Origin of the sequence: Pantoea brenneri, assembly GCF_038594305.1 — a bacterium.
In the GTDB taxonomy this organism is placed as follows: domain Bacteria; phylum Pseudomonadota; class Gammaproteobacteria; order Enterobacterales; family Enterobacteriaceae; genus Pantoea; species Pantoea brenneri.
Genome location: NZ_JBCGBG010000001.1, coordinates 2,033,368 through 2,053,500 on the forward strand (window position 1 = coordinate 2,033,368; position 20,133 = coordinate 2,053,500).

20 protein-coding genes are annotated in these 20,133 nt (G+C 58.0%); 8 read left to right on the forward strand and 12 right to left on the reverse strand.

Features of this window, described 5'->3' with window-relative positions:
• Positions 1 to 22 precede the first annotated feature (22 nt).
• The 5 genes from norW to AABB92_RS09625 all read right to left on the reverse strand — a co-directional run bounded on the left by norW (position 23) and on the right by AABB92_RS09625 (position 3,722).
• On the reverse strand, positions 23 to 1,168 hold the full coding sequence (norW, locus tag AABB92_RS09605) for an NADH:flavorubredoxin reductase NorW (RefSeq protein WP_031377305.1): 1,146 nt from the start codon (positions 1,166 to 1,168) through the stop codon (positions 23 to 25).
• 4 nt (positions 1,169 to 1,172) lie between these two features.
• A complete protein-coding gene (gene norV / locus AABB92_RS09610) occupies positions 1,173 to 2,648 on the reverse strand; it encodes an anaerobic nitric oxide reductase flavorubredoxin (RefSeq protein ID WP_031377306.1) in 1,476 nt (491 codons plus the stop codon).
• A 199-nt stretch (positions 2,649 to 2,847) separates the two neighbouring features.
• On the reverse strand, positions 2,848 to 3,213 hold the full coding sequence (locus AABB92_RS09615) for a TehB family protein (RefSeq protein ID WP_031377307.1): 366 nt from the start codon (positions 3,211 to 3,213) through the stop codon (positions 2,848 to 2,850).
• A 13-nt stretch (positions 3,214 to 3,226) separates the two neighbouring features.
• A complete protein-coding gene (locus tag AABB92_RS09620; RefSeq protein WP_031377308.1) occupies positions 3,227 to 3,460 on the reverse strand; it encodes a DUF2526 family protein in 234 nt (77 codons plus the stop codon).
• Positions 3,461 to 3,464: 4 nt separating this feature from the next.
• On the reverse strand, positions 3,465 to 3,722 hold the full coding sequence (locus tag AABB92_RS09625) for a hypothetical protein (RefSeq protein WP_031377309.1): 258 nt from the start codon (positions 3,720 to 3,722) through the stop codon (positions 3,465 to 3,467).
• 150 nt (positions 3,723 to 3,872) lie between these two features.
• Between AABB92_RS09625 and norR the strand changes: the two genes are divergently transcribed.
• The 4 genes from norR (at position 3,873) to AABB92_RS09645 (ending at position 7,804) form a co-directional block, all read left to right on the forward strand.
• Positions 3,873 to 5,393: a nitric oxide reductase transcriptional regulator NorR gene (gene norR / locus AABB92_RS09630; RefSeq protein WP_031377310.1), complete on the forward strand. Its 1,521-nt coding sequence runs from the start codon at positions 3,873 to 3,875 to the stop codon at positions 5,391 to 5,393.
• Between the two features lie 84 nt (positions 5,394 to 5,477).
• Positions 5,478 to 5,723 carry a hypothetical protein gene (locus AABB92_RS09635; RefSeq protein ID WP_152659096.1) on the forward strand — a complete coding sequence of 82 codons (246 nt, stop codon included), beginning with the start codon at positions 5,478 to 5,480 and terminating at the stop codon, positions 5,721 to 5,723.
• A 165-nt stretch (positions 5,724 to 5,888) separates the two neighbouring features.
• The gene (locus AABB92_RS09640) at positions 5,889 to 7,079 is read left to right on the forward strand and encodes an MFS transporter (RefSeq protein ID WP_046288470.1); all 1,191 of its coding nucleotides are present in this window, start codon (positions 5,889 to 5,891) and stop codon (positions 7,077 to 7,079) included.
• Between the two features lie 221 nt (positions 7,080 to 7,300).
• A complete protein-coding gene (locus tag AABB92_RS09645) occupies positions 7,301 to 7,804 on the forward strand; it encodes an isochorismatase family protein (RefSeq protein ID WP_031377984.1) in 504 nt (167 codons plus the stop codon).
• 156 nt (positions 7,805 to 7,960) lie between these two features.
• Here AABB92_RS09645 and AABB92_RS09650 read toward each other — a convergent pair whose 3' ends face one another.
• Entirely contained in the window at positions 7,961 to 8,368 is a 408-nt protein-coding gene (locus AABB92_RS09650; RefSeq protein ID WP_031377985.1) for a RidA family protein, read from the reverse strand.
• A gap of 138 nt (positions 8,369 to 8,506) precedes the next feature.
• On the opposite strand from AABB92_RS09650, the gene AABB92_RS09655 reads away from it, so the two are divergent.
• Positions 8,507 to 9,100, forward strand: a complete 594-nt coding sequence (locus AABB92_RS09655; protein WP_031377986.1) for a TetR/AcrR family transcriptional regulator — start codon at positions 8,507 to 8,509, stop codon at positions 9,098 to 9,100.
• Between the two features lie 109 nt (positions 9,101 to 9,209).
• On the opposite strand, the gene AABB92_RS09660 is transcribed toward AABB92_RS09655, so the two are convergent.
• On the reverse strand, positions 9,210 to 10,511 hold the full coding sequence (locus AABB92_RS09660; protein ID WP_031377987.1) for an LLM class flavin-dependent oxidoreductase: 1,302 nt from the start codon (positions 10,509 to 10,511) through the stop codon (positions 9,210 to 9,212).
• A gap of 47 nt (positions 10,512 to 10,558) precedes the next feature.
• Positions 10,559 to 11,629: an iron-containing alcohol dehydrogenase family protein gene (locus AABB92_RS09665; RefSeq protein WP_031377988.1), complete on the reverse strand. Its 1,071-nt coding sequence runs from the start codon at positions 11,627 to 11,629 to the stop codon at positions 10,559 to 10,561.
• A gap of 301 nt (positions 11,630 to 11,930) precedes the next feature.
• Between AABB92_RS09665 and AABB92_RS09670 the strand changes: the two genes are divergently transcribed.
• From AABB92_RS09670 to AABB92_RS09680, 3 genes are read left to right on the forward strand one after another with little or no spacing between them, the layout of a single operon-like run.
• The gene (locus AABB92_RS09670; protein ID WP_031377989.1) at positions 11,931 to 12,476 is read left to right on the forward strand and encodes a GNAT family N-acetyltransferase; all 546 of its coding nucleotides are present in this window, start codon (positions 11,931 to 11,933) and stop codon (positions 12,474 to 12,476) included.
• The gene (locus tag AABB92_RS09675; protein ID WP_031377990.1) at positions 12,473 to 13,621 is read left to right on the forward strand and encodes an amidohydrolase; all 1,149 of its coding nucleotides are present in this window, start codon (positions 12,473 to 12,475) and stop codon (positions 13,619 to 13,621) included. Before AABB92_RS09670 ends, AABB92_RS09675 begins: the two co-directional genes overlap by 4 nt.
• A complete protein-coding gene (locus AABB92_RS09680) occupies positions 13,621 to 14,940 on the forward strand; it encodes an MmgE/PrpD family protein (protein WP_046288471.1) in 1,320 nt (439 codons plus the stop codon). The genes AABB92_RS09675 and AABB92_RS09680 overlap by 1 nt, the downstream gene beginning before the upstream one ends.
• Before the next feature lie 4 nt (positions 14,941 to 14,944).
• Here the strand turns inward: AABB92_RS09680 and AABB92_RS09685 are convergent, their stop codons facing one another.
• The 4 genes from AABB92_RS09685 to AABB92_RS09700 are packed head-to-tail and all read right to left on the reverse strand — an operon-like array spanning position 14,945 to position 19,843.
• On the reverse strand, positions 14,945 to 17,230 hold the full coding sequence (locus AABB92_RS09685; RefSeq protein ID WP_046288472.1) for a molybdopterin-dependent oxidoreductase: 2,286 nt from the start codon (positions 17,228 to 17,230) through the stop codon (positions 14,945 to 14,947).
• A gap of 36 nt (positions 17,231 to 17,266) precedes the next feature.
• Entirely contained in the window at positions 17,267 to 18,028 is a 762-nt protein-coding gene (locus tag AABB92_RS09690; protein WP_031376963.1) for an amino acid ABC transporter ATP-binding protein, read from the reverse strand.
• The gene (locus AABB92_RS09695; protein ID WP_031376964.1) at positions 18,021 to 18,944 is read right to left on the reverse strand and encodes an amino acid ABC transporter permease; all 924 of its coding nucleotides are present in this window, start codon (positions 18,942 to 18,944) and stop codon (positions 18,021 to 18,023) included. The genes AABB92_RS09690 and AABB92_RS09695 overlap by 8 nt, the downstream gene beginning before the upstream one ends.
• Positions 18,941 to 19,843 carry an ABC transporter substrate-binding protein gene (locus AABB92_RS09700; RefSeq protein ID WP_374043807.1) on the reverse strand — a complete coding sequence of 301 codons (903 nt, stop codon included), beginning with the start codon at positions 19,841 to 19,843 and terminating at the stop codon, positions 18,941 to 18,943. The genes AABB92_RS09695 and AABB92_RS09700 overlap by 4 nt, the downstream gene beginning before the upstream one ends.
• Positions 19,844 to 20,133: the final 290 nt, after the last annotated feature.

The window sequence follows — 20,133 nt, forward strand, 5'->3', positions numbered from 1 at the left end:
CGTGCCGGCGTTACCGATGCGGTTAAGTGGCTGCTGGGGTGTTTAACGCCTTCAGCAGGCTGAACGCCACCTTCATGTGATCTTCACTGACCACAAAAGCGCGCATCACCCCGTCCGGGTCATAACCTTTCGCGATCACGCCGTCTGAAGAGAACGCCATCTGCCAGTTGTAGGCCGGATTAGCCGGATCGCCCGCCAGCTGAAGCGGCATATCCGGTGTTTTGACCTTGATCAGCATCGGAGGCAGCGTCAGGTTAGCGGCCTGTCCGGTCAGATTTTTGGCCAGGGTGATCGCCGCCAGCGTCGCCGGCTGCAGGTAAGGCATCAGTTTTCCCTCTATCTCTGCGCAGTCGCCCAGCGCATAAATATCGGGAACCGAGGTGGCGAGCGTGCGATCAACGACAATGCCATGACGCACCTCGATACCCGCTCTTTTTGCCAGCCCCGAATCGGGACGTAAGCCGATGGCGCACACCACCGCGTCAAAACACTTTTTCTCTCCGTCGCTGAAGGTAGCTGCAACAGAATCTGCCTGGCGGGCAAGTTCAGTCACTTCAGTCTGGAACATCATCTGCACGCCGCTGTTGATTAATCGGTGTTGCAGACGACCGCTGATTTCCGGCGGCAACAGCGCGGCGAGCAGACCTGCACTGCGATCAATAATCGTTACCTGTTTACCGGCACGATTAAGATCCATCGCCAGTTCGGTACCGATCAGTCCGGCTCCGATGATCAGCACCCGTGCCGCATTCATCAGCCCGGTGGCGCACTGGCGATATTCCTGCTGACTGTTGAGCGTGTAGATCAGTTCACTGCCCGGCATCGCCGGAATCACAGGCCGGGCACCGGTGGCCAGCACCAGCTTTCCGTAAGCAAAATCGCCTGCGCTGCTGTTCACCCTGCGCGCCAGCGTGTCGATGTCGCTAACCACAGTGCAAGGATGCAGCATGATGTTCTGGCTTTCGGCCCACTCCGCTGCCGTCTGACGGGTTAAGTCATCGGCCGCGCAGCGCAGGCTGATCACATGGCTCAGCTCAGGCTTGTTGTACTCATCGCAGCTGTCGGCCGCGAGAACCCGAATCGGTACCGTTTTATCCTGCTGACGAAGGTGCTTAACCAGCTGCCGGGCGGCGAACCCGGAGCCGATAATCACAATATCTTCAGACATTCGCTTAGCCCTCGAAAGGATCAAACACAGATTTACCCAGTGCGCATCCCGGACATAAGAAATCGTCAGGTACCTCTTGCCATGCGGTGCCAGGTTCAACGCCCTGATTTGGTTCACCGTCTGCCGGGTCGTACACCCACTGGCAGACGGTACAGATCATTTTCTGTTCGGCGCCTTCGCCCGTTTCTGCCATCGCCACGCCATCACGCTTTTCCGCTGCGGCGGCTGCAATCGCGGCAGGCACTGCTTCCTCAGCGGGCTTTGGCGCTGAGTCAGGCAGCGGAGAGAGCGCCCATTCACGGGCGATTTTGCGGCCGTGTTCGCGACACGCTTCCAGCGCGGAGAGATCGGGACGCCACTTCGCTTTAAGCGCGATGGTCATATCGAAACCGGCATCCTGCAGTCGGGTGGCGACCCGGTCCACGGCACCGCCGGTCCAGCCATAAGAACCGAACGCTGAGGCGCGTTTATTGCGGAATTTCAGGCCAGTCATCTCTTCCAGCATGCCGGCGATTTTCGGCATCATCACGTTATTCATGGTGGAAGAACCGACCAGAATGCCTTTTGAGCGGAAGCAGGAGGTGATGATTTCATTTTTGTCGTGGGTGGAGACGTTATAAACCTTCACTGCCACCCGCGGATCGGTCTCGCGGATGCCTTCGGCAATCGCATCGGCCATCATGCGGGTATTATTCGACATCGCGTCGTAGAACAACGTGATGCGATCTTCCTGATAATCGGCCGCCCATTTCAGATACAGCTCAACGATCTGTACCGGGTTGTCGCGCCACACCACGCCGTGCGAGGTTGCGATCATGCTAACCGGCAGGCCGAAGCTGAGAATCTCGGTGATTTTCGCGGTGACCAGGCGAGCAAACGGGGTCAGGATGTTAGAGAAGTAACGCTGGCACTGGTCGAATAATTCGTTCTGATCAACTTCATCGTTGAACAGATGTTCATCGCAGTAATGCTGACCAAAGGCATCGTTACTGAATAACACCGCATCTTCCGTCATGTAGGTCATCATGCTGTCTGGCCAGTGCAGCATCGGAGTTTCAATGAAGATCAGCTTTTTACCGTTGCCGATATCCAGTGAGTCACCGGTTTTAACAATGTTGAAATTCCATTCTGGATGGTGATGATGCCCGTTGATGGAGTCGACGCCGTTTGCCGTACAGTAAATCGGGGTGCCGGGGATCAGCGCCAGTAACTCGGCCAGCGCGCCACAGTGATCTTCTTCAGCGTGGTTAATGACGATGGCGTCGATTTTTTTCAGATCGATCTCTTCAGCCAGGTTTTTGACAAAATCGGAGCGGAATCTGAGATCGACCGTATCGATCAGCACCGTCTTTTCTTCACGAATCAGGTAGCTGTTATAGCTGGTGCCACGCTGCATTTTGTACTCTTTACCGTGAAAATGCTCGACTTCCCAGTCACGTTTACCCACCCAGGAAATGTTATTTTTAACATGGATATTCATCAGAAATTCTCGCAGTGTAAGTGATAGTCCCGTATCTCTTTGCATCTGCCGTGCCAACTTTTAACTCATTGTTTTATATAAAATTAAATTATAAACATTGTTTTAAAGACATGGGTGTAAATTGTTTTGTTCACAATGCATTGTTTTAATGACAAGGCTACGGGCAATAAAAAACCCGCCGCAGCGGGTTTGAAGAAAATTAATTTTTTGTCCTGGGCGGGATATGTACCTCACGCTCAAATCCGTTGCCGGTTAAGGCGACATCCGGATCGGCAAAAAAATCGATATTGAAGTAAGTGTCGTCAGTTAAAAGCTCAATCCGATGCCAGTATTGCGGCGGGCTGATACCAAACTGCCCGGCGTTGATGGTGACTTCCATTTCGTGGGTTGTCTCATTTTCACTGGCAAACCCAAAATATTTTACCGCGCCGCGCATCACCGATAGCCGGCCATAGACGCCTGCGCGGGTGTTGTGATGGGTTAACAGTGCTTTTGGCACACTTTCCCGGTTCCAGAAAGGCGTGGAGCGGGTATGAACAAAATGTTGTGGGATGCTCTGGGTCATCGTCAATCTCCGGTTAGCCAATGATTCCGCCGCGAGTAAGCCAGTTACGGCGTTGTTCAGCGAGTTCCTGTTTTTCGGTACTGTGTTTAAACACCGCCATCCGCAGGCGCTGTTGCTGGCTATAGCGCTCTTCCCGGCTCAGTTCGGGATCTTCGCTCAGCGCACACAGCAGCGTATTCATCTCGCGAATGACATTGTTCGCTAAGGCGGCCTCGACCGCCCTGTTCACCTCTTCTCTATGGTTCATGGCATTACCCCATATAAGTATTAAGCTGTTGGAGCAGCAGTGCGCCTGCGACGATAAGGGAGACCGGGGTGTAGGGAATATCTAAATCGACCCAGGCTTTGCGTCCGTTATACACCGTTTCGAAATGCAGCCGGTCCGGGGCACTCTGTCGGTAAGTAAACACCGGTCCACGCGGACCGCCGAACGCCGCCCAGCGCAATGAATTGGCGGCGGTTTCGAGCTGTTCTGTGGTAAGCACGTGCGTCGTTTTCAGGTCGGACATGGTTCTGCTCCTTAAAAAGTCTCTGTATGAGATAGAGCAAACTTTGTGCCATTTTTTAAGTGCTTGATATTCCTCATCAGGTCAACGTGATATTGTGTTTATAACAACGTAATACATTGTTATTAAGACAACCCGTGTGCAGGTGACTATATGGCTTTATCTGTTGAGACGCTGGCTGGGCTGGCAGTGGATATTCAAAAAGGCGTAAGCGGCCGCGATCGCTTTAGCCAGATGATTAAGAGTATCCACGCCGCGCTGCACTGCGACGCTACCGCGCTGTTACGCTATGAAAAACAGCAGTTCAGACCGCTGGCCACCGCTGGCCTGGCACCTGATGTGATGGGACGCCGGTTTAAACTTGACGCCCATCCCCGGCTTGAGGCGATTGCGCGCGCCGGTGATGTGGTGCGTTTCCCGGCCGACAGCACGCTGCCCGATCCCTATGACGGCCTGATCCCCGAACAGGGTGAATTACATGTGCATGCCTGCGTCGGGATGCCGCTCTTTTCGGGACAGCGGCTGATCGGGGCGCTGACCCTCGACGGCATTAACGCTACCCAGTTTGATAATTTTAGCGATGAAGAGCTGCGCGTGCTGGCAAGCCTGACCGCCGGTGCGTTAAATAATGCTCTGCTGATGGAACAGTTAGAAAAGCCGGCCTCCTCTTTTACCCCGCTGCCCTTCCGGCCTGAAGAGGATCAGGAGATGCAGATCATCGGTGAATCTGCCGCGCTGCTGCATCTGAAAAAAGAGATCGGCGTGGTTGCGCCCTCTGACCTCAGCGTGCTGATCATGGGCGAAACCGGGACCGGCAAGGAACTCATCGCGCAGGCGATCCATCGCCATTCTCATCGTGCGGCCCGGCCGCTGATCTATCTCAATTGCGCAGCGCTTCCGGAAACCGTAGCGGAAAGTGAGCTTTTTGGTCACGTAAAAGGGGCCTTTACCGGCGCGATTCACGATCGTCCGGGTAAGTTTGAGCTGGCGGATAAAGGAACCTTATTTCTGGATGAAATTGGCGAACTGTCGCTTTCGCTGCAGGCCAAGCTGCTACGCGTGCTTCAGTACGGCGACCTGCAGCGGGTCGGCGAGGACAAAGCGCTGACCGTTGATGTGCGGATTATCGCTGCGACCAACATGGATATGCGTAAAGCGGTCACCGAGGGGCGATTCCGGGCGGACCTGTTCCACCGCTTAAGCGTTTTCCCGCTGTTTGTCCCGTCGCTGAATGAGCGCCGTGACGATATCGTGCTGCTGGCCGGTTACTTCTGCGAGCAATGCCGGATGAAGTTCGGGCTGATGAGCGTGGCCTTGAGTCCGGCGGCCAGCAGCCTGCTTGAAGCGGCGGACTGGCCAGGCAACGTTCGCGAACTGGAGCATGCAATCTATCGGGCGGCGGTTATCGCCCAGGCTGAATCGCCAACCGGCGAAGTGATCCTGTTTCCCCAGCATTTCAGCTTCGAGAATCAGGCGCCGCCTGAGTCACGATTGACCGAATCGGTTAACAGCATGCCAATGATGAGTCTCAACGATGCCACCCGTAAATTCCAGTATGACTACATCCGCCATGTCTATGAAAGTAATGGCAAAGTCTGGGCCAGAGTGGCGCGCCAGCTGGAGCTTGATCCCGGTAACCTTCATCGTCTGGCCCGCAAGCTGGGCCTGAAATAGCAATAACGACGGCTGAGTGCCGGCAATTTTCTCACTACGGTATCTGCCAGCGCACCTTGCCATGACGGCGCGCTGGCACAGCCATTGCCACTGCTGCTGCTGTTGTTGTTGCCACTTTTGCCGCGGGTGTCGTTGTTGCCACTTTTGCCGCGGGTGTCGTTGTTGCCACTTTTGCCGCGGTTGCCGTTGCCGCTGCTGCTGTTGTTGCCACTGCTGTCGCTGTTGCAATACAGCTCCCCGCCTCGCCTCAGCCTGAAAAGTCAGTTTCCCCTGTTGCTCCGCCGCCTGCTTCAACTCAACGGTAAAACGCGAGGCATGAGGTTGGCCTGATGTCATCGTTTAATGGCTGGCGGGCAACTCACGCCACTGCACGGTACGCTTTACACTCTTCGCTATACCAGACAGGTCGGCTCGGTTCATCCGTCGGGATGCGGCTTTCTGCCCACGGACCGGCTGTCAGCCTGCCTGATCTTCTGTTGCGGAGCGTTAATCACAATGAAAAATATCCATCGCCCGGTGCTGATACTGGCTGGCTCCCAGGCGATATTTCAGACCATTTCTATCCTGACAATGACGATTGGCGGTCTGGCCGGTGACCTGCTGGCCCCTTCGCCCGCCCTGATCACCTTGCCGTTGTCGATGGCCAGCCTCGGCACCGCTCTTGTCATGTTTCCGGCGTCATTGTGGATGAGCAAAGTCGGCAGAAAAACCGGCTTTATCAGCGGTGCGCTGAGCGGAATTGTTGCCGCCGCCGTTTCAATGACAGCAATGGCACTGCACTCTTTTCTGCTGCTGTGTCTGGGCATGTTTTTCCTCGGCGTTTATCAGGCTTTCGCACAGTTTTACCGCTTTGCGGCAAGCGAAGCGGCGCTACCCGCGTTACGGGCGAAAGCGATTTCGCTGGTGCTGGCCGGTGGCGTCGTCGCCGCCCTGCTGGGGCCGCTGCTGGCGCGCAGTGGCAGCGCCCTGTTCGCGATCCCTTACCTCGGCTCGTTTCTTTTTATGGGGATTATGGCGTTACTCGGCGTGGTGGTGCTTTCCGGTCTGCAGATGCCGCCGCCGCAGAGCGCCGTGCCGGATCCGGTCGCAGCCCGGCCGTGGAAAACCGTGCTGTCCCAGCCCGCGTATCTGGTGGCACTTTTCTCCGCCGCCTCCGGATTCGGCATTATGGTACTTGCGATGACGGCGACGCCAATTGCAATGCATCATCATGCGTTTGACCTTAGCCAGAGCGCTGAAGTGATCCAGCTGCACGTGCTGGGTATGTTTCTGCCCTCCTTCTTTACCGGCAAACTGATTGCGCGCTTTGGTGTGATTAGCATCATGCTGACCGGCGTCCTGCTTATGCTGGGTTACATTGGGCTGGCCTGTACCGGGGTCAGCTGGGGAGGATTTGCCGGTGCGTTAATCCTGGTCGGCACCGGCTGGAACTTTCTCTACATCGGCGGAACCACCCTGCTTGCGACGACCTATACCACCAGTGAAAAAGGGGTGGCGCAGGCGGTCAACGACATGAGCGTGTTTATCTTCTCTCTTATTTGTTCACTGAGTGCCGGATCGCTGCTCAGTCTGTACGGCTGGAAAACCATGAACCTGCTGTTACTGCCGTGGGTGCTGCTGCTTGCGCTGCCGCTGCTGTGGCTGGCCTGGCATCAGAAACGGCTGACGGCTGCAACTACGTCATAATATGACAATGGATGAACGCGCCATTCAGCCGGCCGCAGGGGTAAGCGACCAGCAGCCCGCAGGCTGGCTGAGGCCACCGAGTAACGCGTTACGCCTGCCCGATCAATGAGCAGGTAATGTGATCGGGTCGCCGATAAGGATATTCATAACGCAGATGATCGTGATATGGCTGACTGACGATAACACCACGCTCTTCCTTCCCTGTTAATAAAGGATCCACCATGAAAAATGCCCTGATCGTGATTGATATTCAGAATGACTACTTCCCCGGCGGGGCCTTTCCGCTTGAAGCAGCAGATGAGGCGTGTAAGGCGGCCGTTAAAGCGATTAACGACGCGCAGCAAAAAGGATGGCTGATTGTCGGCGTTCAGCATATCGCCACCGCTGAGGCACCTTTTTTCCGCCCGGAGAGCGAAGGCGCAGCGTTTCATCCGGATATTGCTGCGGCGCTGGGCAATGCGCCGGTGGTGGTTAAGGCTGAAGCGGACAGCTTTTTTAACACGAATCTCGAACCGTTACTCAGCGAGCACGGTATTACCGATATCTATCTCACCGGCATGATGACGCAGCACTGTGTCACGCATACGGCGCTTTCTCCCCAAAGCCAGCCAATGAAAGTCCACATTATCGCCGCGGGCTGCGCAGCACCGACCCGTGCGCTGAGCGATCTCGCCCTCTCCGGCCTGCGGGTGCGCTGTAGCGTGGAACAGGCAATCCTGAACTAAGCGGCGCCCTTTACCGCCTGCAGAGGCCGGTAAGGGTGATCGTCGCGGCGCGTCATAAGCCCCGATATCGCACCGATCAGACTGCCGGCTTTGTCGTAGCCGGCTTTATCTCTCCCGCTGAAGCGGCCTCTTTTTACAACAGTTCGGCCGGCTGACTCAGTGGTTATCCGCCGCTTCAGGTACCCGCGCAATCACTTTGATTTCAAAATCAAAGCCCGCCAGCCAGTTGACGCCGACCGCCGTCCAGTTCGGGTAAGGCGCCTGCCGCCATATTTCATTTTTAATCGCCAGCACCGTGGCGAACTGGTTTTCCGGATCGGTATGAAATGTGGTGACGTCTATCAGATCATCCAGCGTACAGCCCGCTGCAGCCAGCGTGGCTTGCAGGTTACGAAACGCCAGTCGGACCTGCTCAGCCAGTTCAGGTTCAACCGAACCGTCGGCGCGACTGCCAACCTGTCCGGAAACAAACAGCAAATCACCGGATTTAATCGCCGCAGAATAGCCATGCTTTTCGTATAGCGCATGACGCCCTGCCGGGAAAATCACTTCACGCTGCATCATAAAATCGCCTTATTGTGGATTGACGTGACGGCGCATGGAAAACCACGCCCCGATTCAGATACGAACCGTATATGAATAAATCATGCATACGCCTCGTATGTCAATTAATATACGCAGCGTATCAACGAGGGAGGAAATATGGCTGCAGGTCGTCGTGCTGAAACAATGAAAGAGAATCGCAGTAAACTGATCTTTGCTGCCCGCAAGGCCTTTGCCGAGCGGGGATTCGCCGAGGCATCGATGGATGACCTGACGGCCAGCGTCGGGCTTACCCGGGGGGCGCTGTACCACAATTTTGGCGATAAAAAAGGCTTACTGGCTGCGGTAGTGGCGCAGGTGGACAGCGAGATAGCGCTGCGTGCCAGAGACGTTGCCGCCGCCGCTGATACCGCATGGGAAAAGCTGATGCTGGAGGGGGCCGCGTACATTGAAATGGCGCTCGACCCGGAAGTGCAGCGTATCGTATTGCTTGATGGGCCGGCCTTTCTTGGCGATCCCACCCGCTGGCCCAGCCAGAATGCCTGCCTGGAAGCCACCCGCAGCGCCTTAGCGCAAATGGCGGCGAGCGGCACGCTCAGGCCGGTCGATGTGGAAGCTGCGGCACGCCTGCTCAACGGCAGCGCATTTAATGCTGCGCTCTGGGTGGCAGCCAGCGATAACCCCAGACAAACGCTGCCCAAAGCAATTGAGGCGTTCAGGCTGCTGGCAGGTGGATTGCTGTCGGCAGGTTAAGGCCGGTTCCGCAATAGACCGGCGACCTGAGCCGCCGGGTTTAACTGTTTTCCCGATGATCCGGCGGAGTGGATAGCGCCTCGCCAGCGTAACCGATCGATCCTTGCCGTTACACCACGGGCAAACCCAGGTTCTCGCGTAGCGTGGCAAACGGGTAATCGTCACGGAACAGCCCCCGGCGGCGCAGTTCCGGGATCACCCGTTCGACAAACAGGTCGAGCTGTTCCGGCATGATGGCGGGCATGATGTTAAAGCCATCCGCGCCGCCCTGTTCCAGCCACAGCTGGAAATCATCAGCAATATCCTGCGCGGTACCGACAATCACCCGGTGCCCACGTGAACCCGCCGCAATGGCTGCCAGCTCACGCAGCGTCAGGTTTTCACGTTTTGCCATTTCGGTCATCAGCTTAACGCGACTCTGATTCCCTTCACCCGGCGGCACCTCCGGCACCGGGCCATCCAGCGGATACTGGCTGAGATCCATGCTGAATCGCAGCGAAAGCTGACGCAGCCCATTATCAATATCCACCAGCGTATTCAGCTCCTTCCACAGCGCCTGCGCCTCTTCGCGCGTGCGGCCGATAATCGGCATCACGCCAGGCATGATCACCACATGATCCGGATTACGTCCGGCAGCAACCACCTGCTCTTTCTGGCTGCGGTAGAAGGTTTGCGCTTCCTCAAGGCTGGCGGCGGCGGTGAAGATCACCTCTGCGGTCTCAGCCGCCAGCTTCTGACCATCGGCAGAGGAACCGGCCTCAATAATCACCGGACGCCCCTGCGGAGAACGGGTGATGTTAAGCGGGCCCTGTACCTGGAAATGCTCGCCCTGATGGTTGATCGGCTTGATTTTGTCATCGACAAAATATTCACCGGTCTGCTTGTTGGGCTGAACCGCACCCTCTTCCCAGCCTTGCCATAACTTGTTGGTGACCTCGAGGAACTCGCGCGCCCGGGCATAGCGTGCGGCGTGGTCGGGCATATCGCTGCGGCTGAAGTTACGGGCAACATCGTCTGAAAACGAGGTCACGACGTTCCAGGCTGCGCGCCCCCGGCTGATGTGATCCAGCGATGAGAAGCTGCGCGCCAGGGTAAAGGGATCGCTAAAGGTGGTAGAGGCGGTCGCCGCCAGGCCAATGCGACGGGTATTGACCGCCAGCGCGGAGAGCATCGTCAGCGGTTCCAGTCGGGCCATGGTCGACGGCAGTCGGTACATGCTGGTTGCCAGCGCATCGCCGACAAAAAACAGGTCGAACTTACCCGCTTCCGCTTTTTTGGCGAGGGTGATCAGCCAGTCGATGTCCGTGGGATCGCCGAGCTGCTGGGTCAGACGCCAGCCGCTGACGTGTTGTCCCACCGGCTGAACGAAAAGACCGAGTCGCAGGCGACGTGATGATGTTGGCTGTTGCATAAAAGATTCCTGGTCGGTAAAGGTGAAAAGTCGGGCCGCAGCCCGGCTTAAACAAGGTGGTCAGTCGCCAGCAGTGCCTGCTCCAGCGTCGCCGCGGTCAGGGTAAACGGCAGGCGTTCTGCACTGGCTTGGGGAAACTTAATCTGCTGCGCGAGAGTGTGCAGACGTGCAGCGCGATCGCCACTCAGGGCCGGCAGCGTTAGCGGCATCGCATATTGACGTAACAGTGCCAGCAGCCCGGCATCAGGCTCACCGTGATGTTCAATCAGCGACTGCACCAGCAGGCTGTACCCGACTTTCTCGCCGTGCAGCCAGTGGTGCAGCTCCGGCTGGTGGGTCAGTTGATTATGAATGGCATGGGCAACGCCCGGCGTAGGCAGCACGTCACGCACGCTGTTCGCCAGTCCGGCCAGCACGATACTGGCATCAATCACCCTGACCAGTGCCGGCGTGACCTGCTGCTGCTGGTTGGCTGCCACCGCCGCGTCACCCCACTGCTGAAAGGTCTCCAGCGCCCGCCGTGCGGTCATCACTTTAAGATCCAGCGCCAGGTCGTCCGGGTTGTGACGCTGATACGGCTGGAATTCGTAATATTTTGCCAGCGCATCAACAATGCCCGCTTTCAGGTAACGCACGTCGCTGCGCGCGATCACTTCGCTGTCTACCAGCACCAGCTCGGGCATTTTTCCCAGCGGCTGACTGCGTAGATGCTCTCCCCGATCGCTGTAGATGATGGCAAGCGGCGACCAGGCGGCGCAGGTGGCGGCCAGGGTGGCGAAGTTAACCAGCGTGACGGCCGGGAGCTGGCTGGCTGCGGCTTTAGCGGCATCCAGTACCCGTCCACCGCCAATCGCCAGCAGCAGCTCAGCCCCCTGCTGTTCGGTATTGTGTTTTAAGTGGGCGATCGCCTGTTCAGTACATTCACCGGGTAAATACTCCAGCTGCCAGCTAATTCCGCTAGCCTCAAGACTCTGGCTTAATTCCGGATTAACCGCATGCCAGGCGTGCGGCGAGGTAAATATACGAATATGCGTGGCGTAAGGTTTAATAAATTCACCGGCACGGGCGCGCAGGCCAGCCTCATGCGCGTAGGCGCGCGGAGATTTAATCGCTAACACGTTTCTATCCTGTTTATAGGTAAGGCCGGTTACAGGTAACGCCGGTTTATAAGGGAGGCTATAACCGATAAAGTTAATTTATTACATGGAGTTAATGGCGTTTTGTTATAGCGGCATTTGTTTTTTTCATACTACGGCAACCACCAATTTAAGCAATCAAAAACCGGCCAATTCAATTTCACAAATAGGCATTAGGATAGTTATTTTTCAGATATAGCCACCGGGTTTTAACTGTTAATCTCATTAACCTTAAACGCTGACTTAATTATCCGCCCGCCGGGTGGCTATTCCGGGAAATATTATGCAACTCGACTTTCGTCAGGTGAGAGCAGATGAAATCACTCTCTATCTGGCGCTGATGCACGCCGCTTATGCGCCGGTAAAAGCACTCGGCATCCATTTCGATGCCGCCACGGCCGATCGGGATAAGGCGCTGCGCCATCTGCAAAGTCACGGAGTTTATGCGCTGTATGCCGACGGTGTAATGGTCTCCTCAGTGACCCTGCGTTATCCCTGGGGGCCGCTGCCCGGTCCGTTTGGCCTGCCGCACATCGGCTGGTTTGGCGCGCATCCGGATTATGCTGGCCAGCATTTCGGCCGGCAGATTCTCCATCGGCTGGAGCAGGAGATCCTGATTGGTCAGCTGCGCGCACCGGCCGTCTCTCTCGGTACCGCCCTCAGCCATCCGTGGCTGCAACAGCTCTACCTCAAGCGTGGCTTCCAGCCGATGCATACCACTGACCTCGGTAAAGGCCACATCACCCTCTATATGAAGAAAGTGCTGGATGAAGCGGCACACCATGCCTGGCTGAGCCGTCAGGTACCACCACAAGGGAACATCGCATGAGCACCTTAGATCAGGCGGCGCTGGGCGAACGGTTGATCGCGTTGCGCCATGAACTGCATCGTTTTCCGGAACTGTCGAACCAGGAATTTGAAACCACCGCCCGCTTGCGGCAGCAGCTGGAGCAGCATCAGATCCGCATCCTCGATCTACCGCTGAAAACCGGCCTGGTGGCGGAGATAGGATCGTCATCGGGACCGCTGGTGGTGCTGCGATCTGATATTGATGCGTTGCCGATTGAGGAGCAGTCCGGCGTCAGCTTTCGATCGGAACGTGCTGGAGTCATGCACGCCTGCGGCCATGATTTCCACTGCACCGCGGCGCTCGGCGCGGCAATCCTGTTAAAGCAGCAGGAAGCCAGCCTGTCCGGCCGGGTACGCATTTTGTTCCAGCCGGCGGAAGAGACGGGCCAGGGCGCGCCAGCGGTGATCGCTACCGGTGCCCTCGCCGATGCGCGGGTGATTTTTGGACTCCATAACGATCCCTCGCTGCCGGCGGGAGTGATCGGCAGTAAAGCGGGTCCGCTTACCGCCGCAGTAGATCGCTTTGATATCAGCATTACCGGCATCGGCAGTCATGCGGCCAAACCCCATCAGGGTAACGATCCGATTGTTATTGCGGCGCAGATTGTCGCCGCTGCCCAGACGCTGATCAGCCGTAACGCCCCGTCCGCCGATAACGCGGTGGTCTCGATTACGCAGATTCACAGTGGCAGCACCTGGAACGTCATTCCGGAAGGCGCCTGGCTGGAGGGGACGGTGCGATCGTTTTCGCAGCCTACCCGCGAACGGCTTGAGCAGCGCTTCCGAACCCTGGTGGCGGGCATCGGCGCGGCGTTTGATGCGCAAATCAGCTTTAACTGGCAGGCCGGACCGCCGTCCGTGGTGAATGATGCCTACTGGACAGAGGTTGCTCTGCAACAGGCCAGCGCCAGCGGATTTGAAGCCCGGGTGGTGGAAGCCAGCCCGATTGGCGAAGACTTTGCCTTTTACCAGCAACAGCTGCCCGGCGCTTTTATGATGATCGGTACCGGAGAACCCTATGCGCTGCATCATCCGGCATTTCGTATTAATGATGCCGTGCTGCTGCCCACCGCACGCTATCTGGCCGATCTGGCGCGGACAGCTCTCACACTGGAGCCGTCCTGATGAGCGGGACCGCCGCGCTGGCTGAGCGCATCGTCCACAGTCAACCGGATGCGCGGGCACGCGACCACGCGCGACAAGGGATAGCCGATTTTCTGGCGGTGAGCTGGCCGGTGTTACAGGGTCAGGTGCCTGATAGCGGCTTACCGGCGCTGCGTACCGTCTACGGTGATGGCGGCATCCGTTCGCAGGCATTGCTGCTCGGCTACGCCGGTCATGCGCTCGATTATGATGATTTCCATGCCGATTTCCGCGGTCACCCCAGCGTGGTGATCCTGCCGGCGCTGTTTGCCTGGCTGTCAGGCCAGCCCGCCGCCAGCGTGGAACAGTTCTGTGATGCCTATGTGGTGGGGGTGGAAACGGCCGGCCGGCTGGGACTGGCGGCCAGCCAGCAGCACTATGCGCTGGGCTATCACAACACCGCGACGCTGGGCACCCTTGCCGCCGCCGCGGCGCTGGCTCGTTTCCTCGGCCTGTCCGCTGCCGCCACCGCCAGCCTGCTGGGGATCGCGGCTACCCAGGCCAGCGGTTTACGCGCTCAGTTTGGCTCGGCGGTAAAACCGCTGCATGCCGGCCTGGCGGCGGAACGTGCGGTGACCTCGGCCCAGCTGACGCTGGCTGGCATGACGGGCCGACCAGAAAATGTGATTGAGTCCTTTCTGGCCGCCAGCAGTGATGGCCAGGCGCAGCCGGAAAAGTTGACGCAGAACTGGGGTCAGCCCTGGCGTATCAGCGCCCCCGGGCTGGAGTTTAAGCCGTTCCCGACCTGCGCCGGTACCCACAGCGCGGCGGAAGCGGCGGGTCTGCTACGCCAGCAGTGGCTGTCCAGCGGCCAGCCGCTTGATGCACTGCTGCGCCAGATCGTGGCTATCACCGTCGCCTTTCCGCCCGGCGGTGACATTGCCGCCCCGGTCACGGTACCAGTCAACGGTATCGAAGCGCGCTTTAGCCTCGAATATGTGATTGCCGCGATGTTGATTTACGGCGATCTGCGGTTGTCAGATTTTGCCGAAGGCGATGTTAATCCGGAGATTATGCCGCTGGCCGCCCGCGTTCGCCGTATGCCGGATCCTTCTGCGCCGCCGGATGCCCTCAATCCGGCACAGCGCTTTCACCGCGTGACGCTGTCGCTGGCGGATGGCAGCACACGGCATCAGCAGCGCACGCGGCAGGAATCGCTGGCGGAGGACGTTGATGTCGGGCGTAAACTGCGACTGGCACTGGGTGACAGCTCACCGGAACTGCTGGCGCACAGCGCGCTGCGCTCAACCGCCGATTTGCAGGCAGTGACAGACGCACTGCTGCAAAGTCTGCGGCCATAGCGGCTTAGTGTGGCGGAATAAAAGCCCGCACCGGCGGCCGTTCGCCCCTGAATTTCCGCACCTGCACCACCGTAATCTGTCCGCTGCAGCCCTGGGTCAGGGAGGAGGTGCCGATGTCCAGCGTCAACACGTTCGGATTACCGTGACGGCATAACGGGCGGGCGGCGGCAGGATCGACCGGATCGTACCAGGCACCGGTAGGCAACTGCAGCACGCCAGCCATGATGCTGTCGGTGACGCGGGCACTGGCAAGCACGTGGCCGCGATCGTTGTACAGCTCAATCAGATCGCTCTCGGCGATAGCCAGCCGGGCCGCATCCTGCGGATTGAGGCTGCACACTTCCCGTCCGTCGCGCTTACCGCTCAGGCTAAAGTCGCCAAAATCGAGCTGGCTATGCAGGCGCGTCGCTGGCTGGTTGGCAATCAACCAGAAGGGATGATCAGCCGTCGGCTTTTGCTGCGGCTCACGCCACACCGGATGACCCGGACAGTTTTGATAGTTAAAGCTGGCGATGGTGGCGGAGAAGATCTCAATTTTTCCGCTTGGTGTCGGCAGCGGTGCGGCATCAGGATCGGCACGAAACGCGTTGATCATCCGGCCACCATCCTTTAACTGCGGCAACGTCAGCACGCCCTGCTGCCAGAACGTGTCGAAATCCGGAATCGATACCTGATGTGCCGCCAGTTTTTGCTGTAGCTGATGGTAATGATGTTGCAGCCAGCCACGCGCATCACGCCCTTCGGTAAACGCCTCTTCCCTGCCGAGCCGCCGCGCCAGTTCACTGAAAATCGTGTAGTCATCGCGCGCTTCAGCATAAGGCGCAGCCACCGGCTGCATCGCGATTAAATGCCGATCGGTTGGCGCACCGCCGATATCTTCCCGCTCCAGCGTCATGGTGGCGGGCAACACAATATCGGCATGGCGAGCGGTGGCGGTCCAGGCGCTCTCATGCACGATAAAAGTATCGAGCTGACAAAAAGCCTGACGCAGGCGCGCCAGATCCTGATGATGATGAAAAGGATTGCCGCCCGCCCAGTAAGCCAGACGGATATGGGGATAGCGCAGCTGACGGCCGTTGTAATCAAATCGGGTGCCCGGATTCAGCAGCATATCGGCAATCCGCGCCACCGGAATAAAGCGATCGATGCCATTTTTACCCTGCGGTAAGGCCGGAAAGCTGACCAGATTATGATGTTTGCCATAATGGCCCAACGCGCCAAGCGCATAGGTGTAGCCGCCGCCGGGCAGGCCGGGTTGGCCGAGTGCCGCCGCCAGCACCAGGCCGAGCCACACCGGTTGTTCGCCGTGCTCGGCGCGCTGTAACGCATGCGCCACCGTCACCAGCACCCGTTTGCCGTGCAGCTGACGGGCGAACTGTCTGATAACGTCGTGGCTGACGCCACAGATGCTGGCCGCCCAGTGCGCATCGCGCACTACGCCATCCTCTTCACCGCGCAGATAAGCCACCATCTCTGGCCAGCCGACGCAATAACGGGCCAGAAACGCCTCATCGGTTAACGCCTCTTCGATCAGCACTGCCAGCAGACCGAGCATAAACGCCGCATCGGTGCCGGGTCGCAGTGCCAGCCACTCGCCCCGCGCGTCGTCCGGCAGATCGCTTTTCAGCGGACTGACCGAGATAAAGCGGGTTCCGCGCCGCGCCGCCTGCTGCATAAAATCACGTTCGGTATGCTCACTCAAACCGCCACTGGCGACCTGAGAATTTTTCAGCGCCAGTCCGCCAAAGGCCAGCACGATATCGCTGTGGCTGGCGATCTCTTCCCAGCTCACGCCACGGCGGGCAATTTCGTTCATCTCACCGACGATGTGCGGCAGCAGCACCGAGGCCGCGCCGGAACTGTAACTGTTGACTGACCGGACATAACCGCCGAGCGTGGTGTTAAGAAAGCGGTGCACCTGACTTTGTGCATGATGGAAGCGACCGGCGCTGGACCAGCCATATGAGCCGCCAAAAATTCCGGCCGGCCCCCAGGTCTGCCCGACCCGCGAGAGCTCCTGCGCCACCCGTTGCAGGGCGTCGTCCCAGTCGATGGCGATATAGTCATCGACCCCGCGACGCGAGTCGGGACCCGGCCCATTCTCCAGCCAGCCACGCCGCACCATCGGGCGGGCAACCCGCGCCGGATGATTGAGTGCCTGCTGGAAGTTTTGCAATAAAGGACTGGGATGAGGATCGCCCTCGAACGGATCGATAATCAGGCGATCGCCTTCGCGCCGGGCATGAAAAGCCCCCCAATGCGCGCTGTGCATTACCGGTTTCTGCGTCATCACGTTTCCTGGCTTACGGGCAACAAAAAACGCTGCTTACAGCACCGTTGCAATAAAGTTTCTGACCCGTCCGTTGGCCGGATCGTCGAGCACCTGTTGTGTCGGACCCGCGGCGATAATTTTGCCGCTTTCCATAAACACAATGTTGTCCGCCACTTCGCGAGCAAAGCCAATTTCGTGGGTCACCACCACCATGGTGATCCCGGAGTGCGCCAGCTGCTTTATCACCTGGAGCACTTCGCCGACCAGCTCAGGATCGAGCGCGGACGTCGGCTCATCAAACAGCAGCACGCCGGGGTCCATCGCCAGCGCACGGGCAATCGCCACACGCTGCTGCTGACCGCCGGAAAGATTTTGCGGCCACTCCTGCTCGCGTCCGTCCAGACCCACCTGTTTCAGCAACGCCAGCGCTTTGCTGGTCGCCTGCTGGCGATTCTGTTTTTTCACCCGCATCGGTGCATCAATGATGTTTTGCAAGACGGTGCGGTGCGGGAACAGATTGAACTGCTGGAACACCATGCCGATTTCAGCGCGCTGGCGGGCAATCGCCCGGCTGCTGAGTTCATGCAGCGCCTGGCCCTTTTGCTGATATCCCACCCTCTCTCCGCCAATGCGGATGGTGCCGCCATCGAGCTTTTCGAGGTGGTTGATACAGCGCAGCAGAGTCGATTTACCCGAACCGGACGGACCGAGGATAACGGTCACCGAGCCGGCGGGAATATCGAGGTTAACTTCATCGAGAATGGTCACGCCGGAGAAGCGCTTGGTGACCTTGCGCAGTGCGATCGCTTCAGCCATTGCTGGTGCTCCTTGCGGTTTTCAAGCCAGAAAAGCGCGCCAGTGACGGCCATAAACGGCGCGTTTCACGGCGGGTGACGCCGCGGCCAAAATAACGTTCGACGTAATATTGTCCCACCGACAACACCGAGGTCATCAGCAGATACCACAGCGTCGCGACCAGCAGCAGCGGGATCACTTCATAGGTGCGCTGATAAATAATCTGCGCCGAGAACAGCACGTCCTGCAGTGAGATCACCGATACCACCGCGGTGGTTTTTAACTGGCCGATAATTTCATTACCGGCGGGCGGCAGAATGGCACGCATTGCCTGCGGTAACACGGTATAGCGGAAAATCTGCGCCGGGCGATAACCGAGGGCGCGTGCGGCTTCAACCTGCCCATTACCCACGCTCTGGATGCCGGCACGCACAATCTCTGCGGCATAAGCAGACTGATGCATCACCAGCGCGATCACCGCGGCGCTGAACGGGCTGACCAGCGCATTGGACTGGGCGCTCCAGATCTCGCCATAACCGGGGATCGACAGCGCGATTTTGGGATAAAGGGCCGCGATGTTGTACCAGAGAAACAGCTGCACCAGCATCGGCACGCCGCGGAAAAACCAGGTATAGGCCCAGCTTACCGCGACCAGCACCGGGTTGGCGGAGAGGCGCATCAGCGCCAGCACCGTGCCGAAAGCAAACCCCAGCACCACCGAGATCGCCGTCAGTTGCAGCGTCATTAACACACCCTGCAGAATGGAGGGCGCGGTAAAGTTCGCCGCAATCACGTCCCACTCAAAGCGTGGATTGTTAATCATCGAGTTCGCCATCGCCACCACGCACAACAGCACGACCAGCGCACTCAGCCAGCGTCCATAGTAGCGTTTACCGACAATTCTCAGATCGTCGGTGTGGTCATCAGGCGCACTCATTTGAAAATGTCCTGATTACGTCTGGCTTCGGTCACCGCACCAAAGCCAATTCCCCAGTTATCGAGGATTTTCTGGTAGCTGCCATCTTTGATCAGTGAATTCAGCGCCGCCTGAACTGCCGGTTCCAGCGCAGAGTCTTTCGGGAAAGCCACCGAGACCGGCGCATCATTAACGCTGATCTCACCGCTCATGGTCAGCGGTTTAATCACCTTCACCTGCCACAGCAGCCCTTCATACGGCCCGAGGAACATTGGCACCCGACCGCTGACCACCGCCTGCACGCCGGCCGGACGATCCGGGAAGACAGAAACCTTGATCGGCTGTTTGCCCGCCGCCTCACAGGCTTTGCTGGCCTCCTCCAGCCGGGTCACCTGAGTAGTGCCCGAACCGGCCCCCACCTCTTTGCCACACACGTCGCTGAGTGAGGTGAACGGGGCGATCGCCGCGTCTTTCTTTGAAATGATGCCGAGCCGGCTGGCATTGTAATAGCCGACAAAATCGATCTGTTTCAGGCGGGTTGGCGTGGCGTTGATATTTGACAGCGCCACGTCGTAACGGCCAGTTTTCAGGCCCGGAATGATATTGTCGAAGCCGCCGGTGTCGCGCCACTGTACTGCAATCCCCAGACGTTCACCGACGGCATTCATGATGTCGATTTCACGGCCAGCCAGCGTTTTATTATCGTCTTTATAGAAGGTGGTTGGCGGCGTGTTGGGATTGGTTCCGGCCACAATAAAGCCTCGCTGCGCAATATCGGCCGGTATCAGACTTTTCAACGCCGGATCGGCTTTCACATGCACTGAGCTGTCAGTCGGCACCGATTGTTCGGCAGCGACCGCGCTGTGCGCACTCAGCGCAAGGGCAATAAAGGTCATTCCGGTTATAAATTTCACTGGCATCTTTCTCCTGATATTTAAAAACTTTCCCGGAGGAAAAAAGTATTGAGGTGGCGATGTTTTGTTAACCTCAGAAAGCCAGATAAATCACGCGCTTTAAGGGTGTTATCATCCTCGTGATGGTGTGAACTCATTCTCAGTGAATATATGCAGCGATCACAAATGCTTAAAACAGGAATATTTTGCCGGAATATGGCAATAGTCATTTCGGTGGGCGTGAAGCTGCGAGGTCGTCAGGAAATATTGCGCTGGATGGTGATGGATTAAAAAGTCACGGTCTGGTGACGGAGAAA

Excerpts from the sequence above, each read along its gene's own strand:
- AABB92_RS09685 (WP_046288472.1), bottom strand. The coding sequence starts at position 17,230 with ATGACGCAGAAACCGGTAATGCACAGCGCGCATTGGGGGGCTTTTCAT.
- AABB92_RS09670 (WP_031377989.1), top strand. The coding sequence starts at position 11,931 with ATGCAACTCGACTTTCGTCAGGTGAGAGCAGATGAAATCACTCTCTAT.
- AABB92_RS09625 (WP_031377309.1), bottom strand. The coding sequence starts at position 3,722 with ATGTCCGACCTGAAAACGACGCACGTGCTTACCACAGAACAGCTCGAA.
- norV (WP_031377306.1), bottom strand. The coding sequence starts at position 2,648 with ATGAATATCCATGTTAAAAATAACATTTCCTGGGTGGGTAAACGTGAC.
- AABB92_RS09675 (WP_031377990.1), top strand. The coding sequence starts at position 12,473 with ATGAGCACCTTAGATCAGGCGGCGCTGGGCGAACGGTTGATCGCGTTG.
- norW (WP_031377305.1), bottom strand. The coding sequence starts at position 1,168 with ATGTCTGAAGATATTGTGATTATCGGCTCCGGGTTCGCCGCCCGGCAG.
- AABB92_RS09690 (WP_031376963.1), bottom strand. The coding sequence starts at position 18,028 with ATGGCTGAAGCGATCGCACTGCGCAAGGTCACCAAGCGCTTCTCCGGC.
- AABB92_RS09695 (WP_031376964.1), bottom strand. The coding sequence starts at position 18,944 with ATGAGTGCGCCTGATGACCACACCGACGATCTGAGAATTGTCGGTAAA.
- norR (WP_031377310.1), top strand. The coding sequence starts at position 3,873 with ATGGCTTTATCTGTTGAGACGCTGGCTGGGCTGGCAGTGGATATTCAA.
- AABB92_RS09660 (WP_031377987.1), bottom strand. The coding sequence starts at position 10,511 with ATGCAACAGCCAACATCATCACGTCGCCTGCGACTCGGTCTTTTCGTT.
- AABB92_RS09615 (WP_031377307.1), bottom strand. The coding sequence starts at position 3,213 with ATGACCCAGAGCATCCCACAACATTTTGTTCATACCCGCTCCACGCCT.
- AABB92_RS09680 (WP_046288471.1), top strand. The coding sequence starts at position 13,621 with ATGAGCGGGACCGCCGCGCTGGCTGAGCGCATCGTCCACAGTCAACCG.
- AABB92_RS09645 (WP_031377984.1), top strand. The coding sequence starts at position 7,301 with ATGAAAAATGCCCTGATCGTGATTGATATTCAGAATGACTACTTCCCC.
- AABB92_RS09650 (WP_031377985.1), bottom strand. The coding sequence starts at position 8,368 with ATGATGCAGCGTGAAGTGATTTTCCCGGCAGGGCGTCATGCGCTATAC.
- AABB92_RS09655 (WP_031377986.1), top strand. The coding sequence starts at position 8,507 with ATGGCTGCAGGTCGTCGTGCTGAAACAATGAAAGAGAATCGCAGTAAA.
- AABB92_RS09700 (WP_374043807.1), bottom strand. The coding sequence starts at position 19,843 with ATGCCAGTGAAATTTATAACCGGAATGACCTTTATTGCCCTTGCGCTG.
- AABB92_RS09620 (WP_031377308.1), bottom strand. The coding sequence starts at position 3,460 with ATGAACCATAGAGAAGAGGTGAACAGGGCGGTCGAGGCCGCCTTAGCG.
- AABB92_RS09640 (WP_046288470.1), top strand. The coding sequence starts at position 5,889 with ATGAAAAATATCCATCGCCCGGTGCTGATACTGGCTGGCTCCCAGGCG.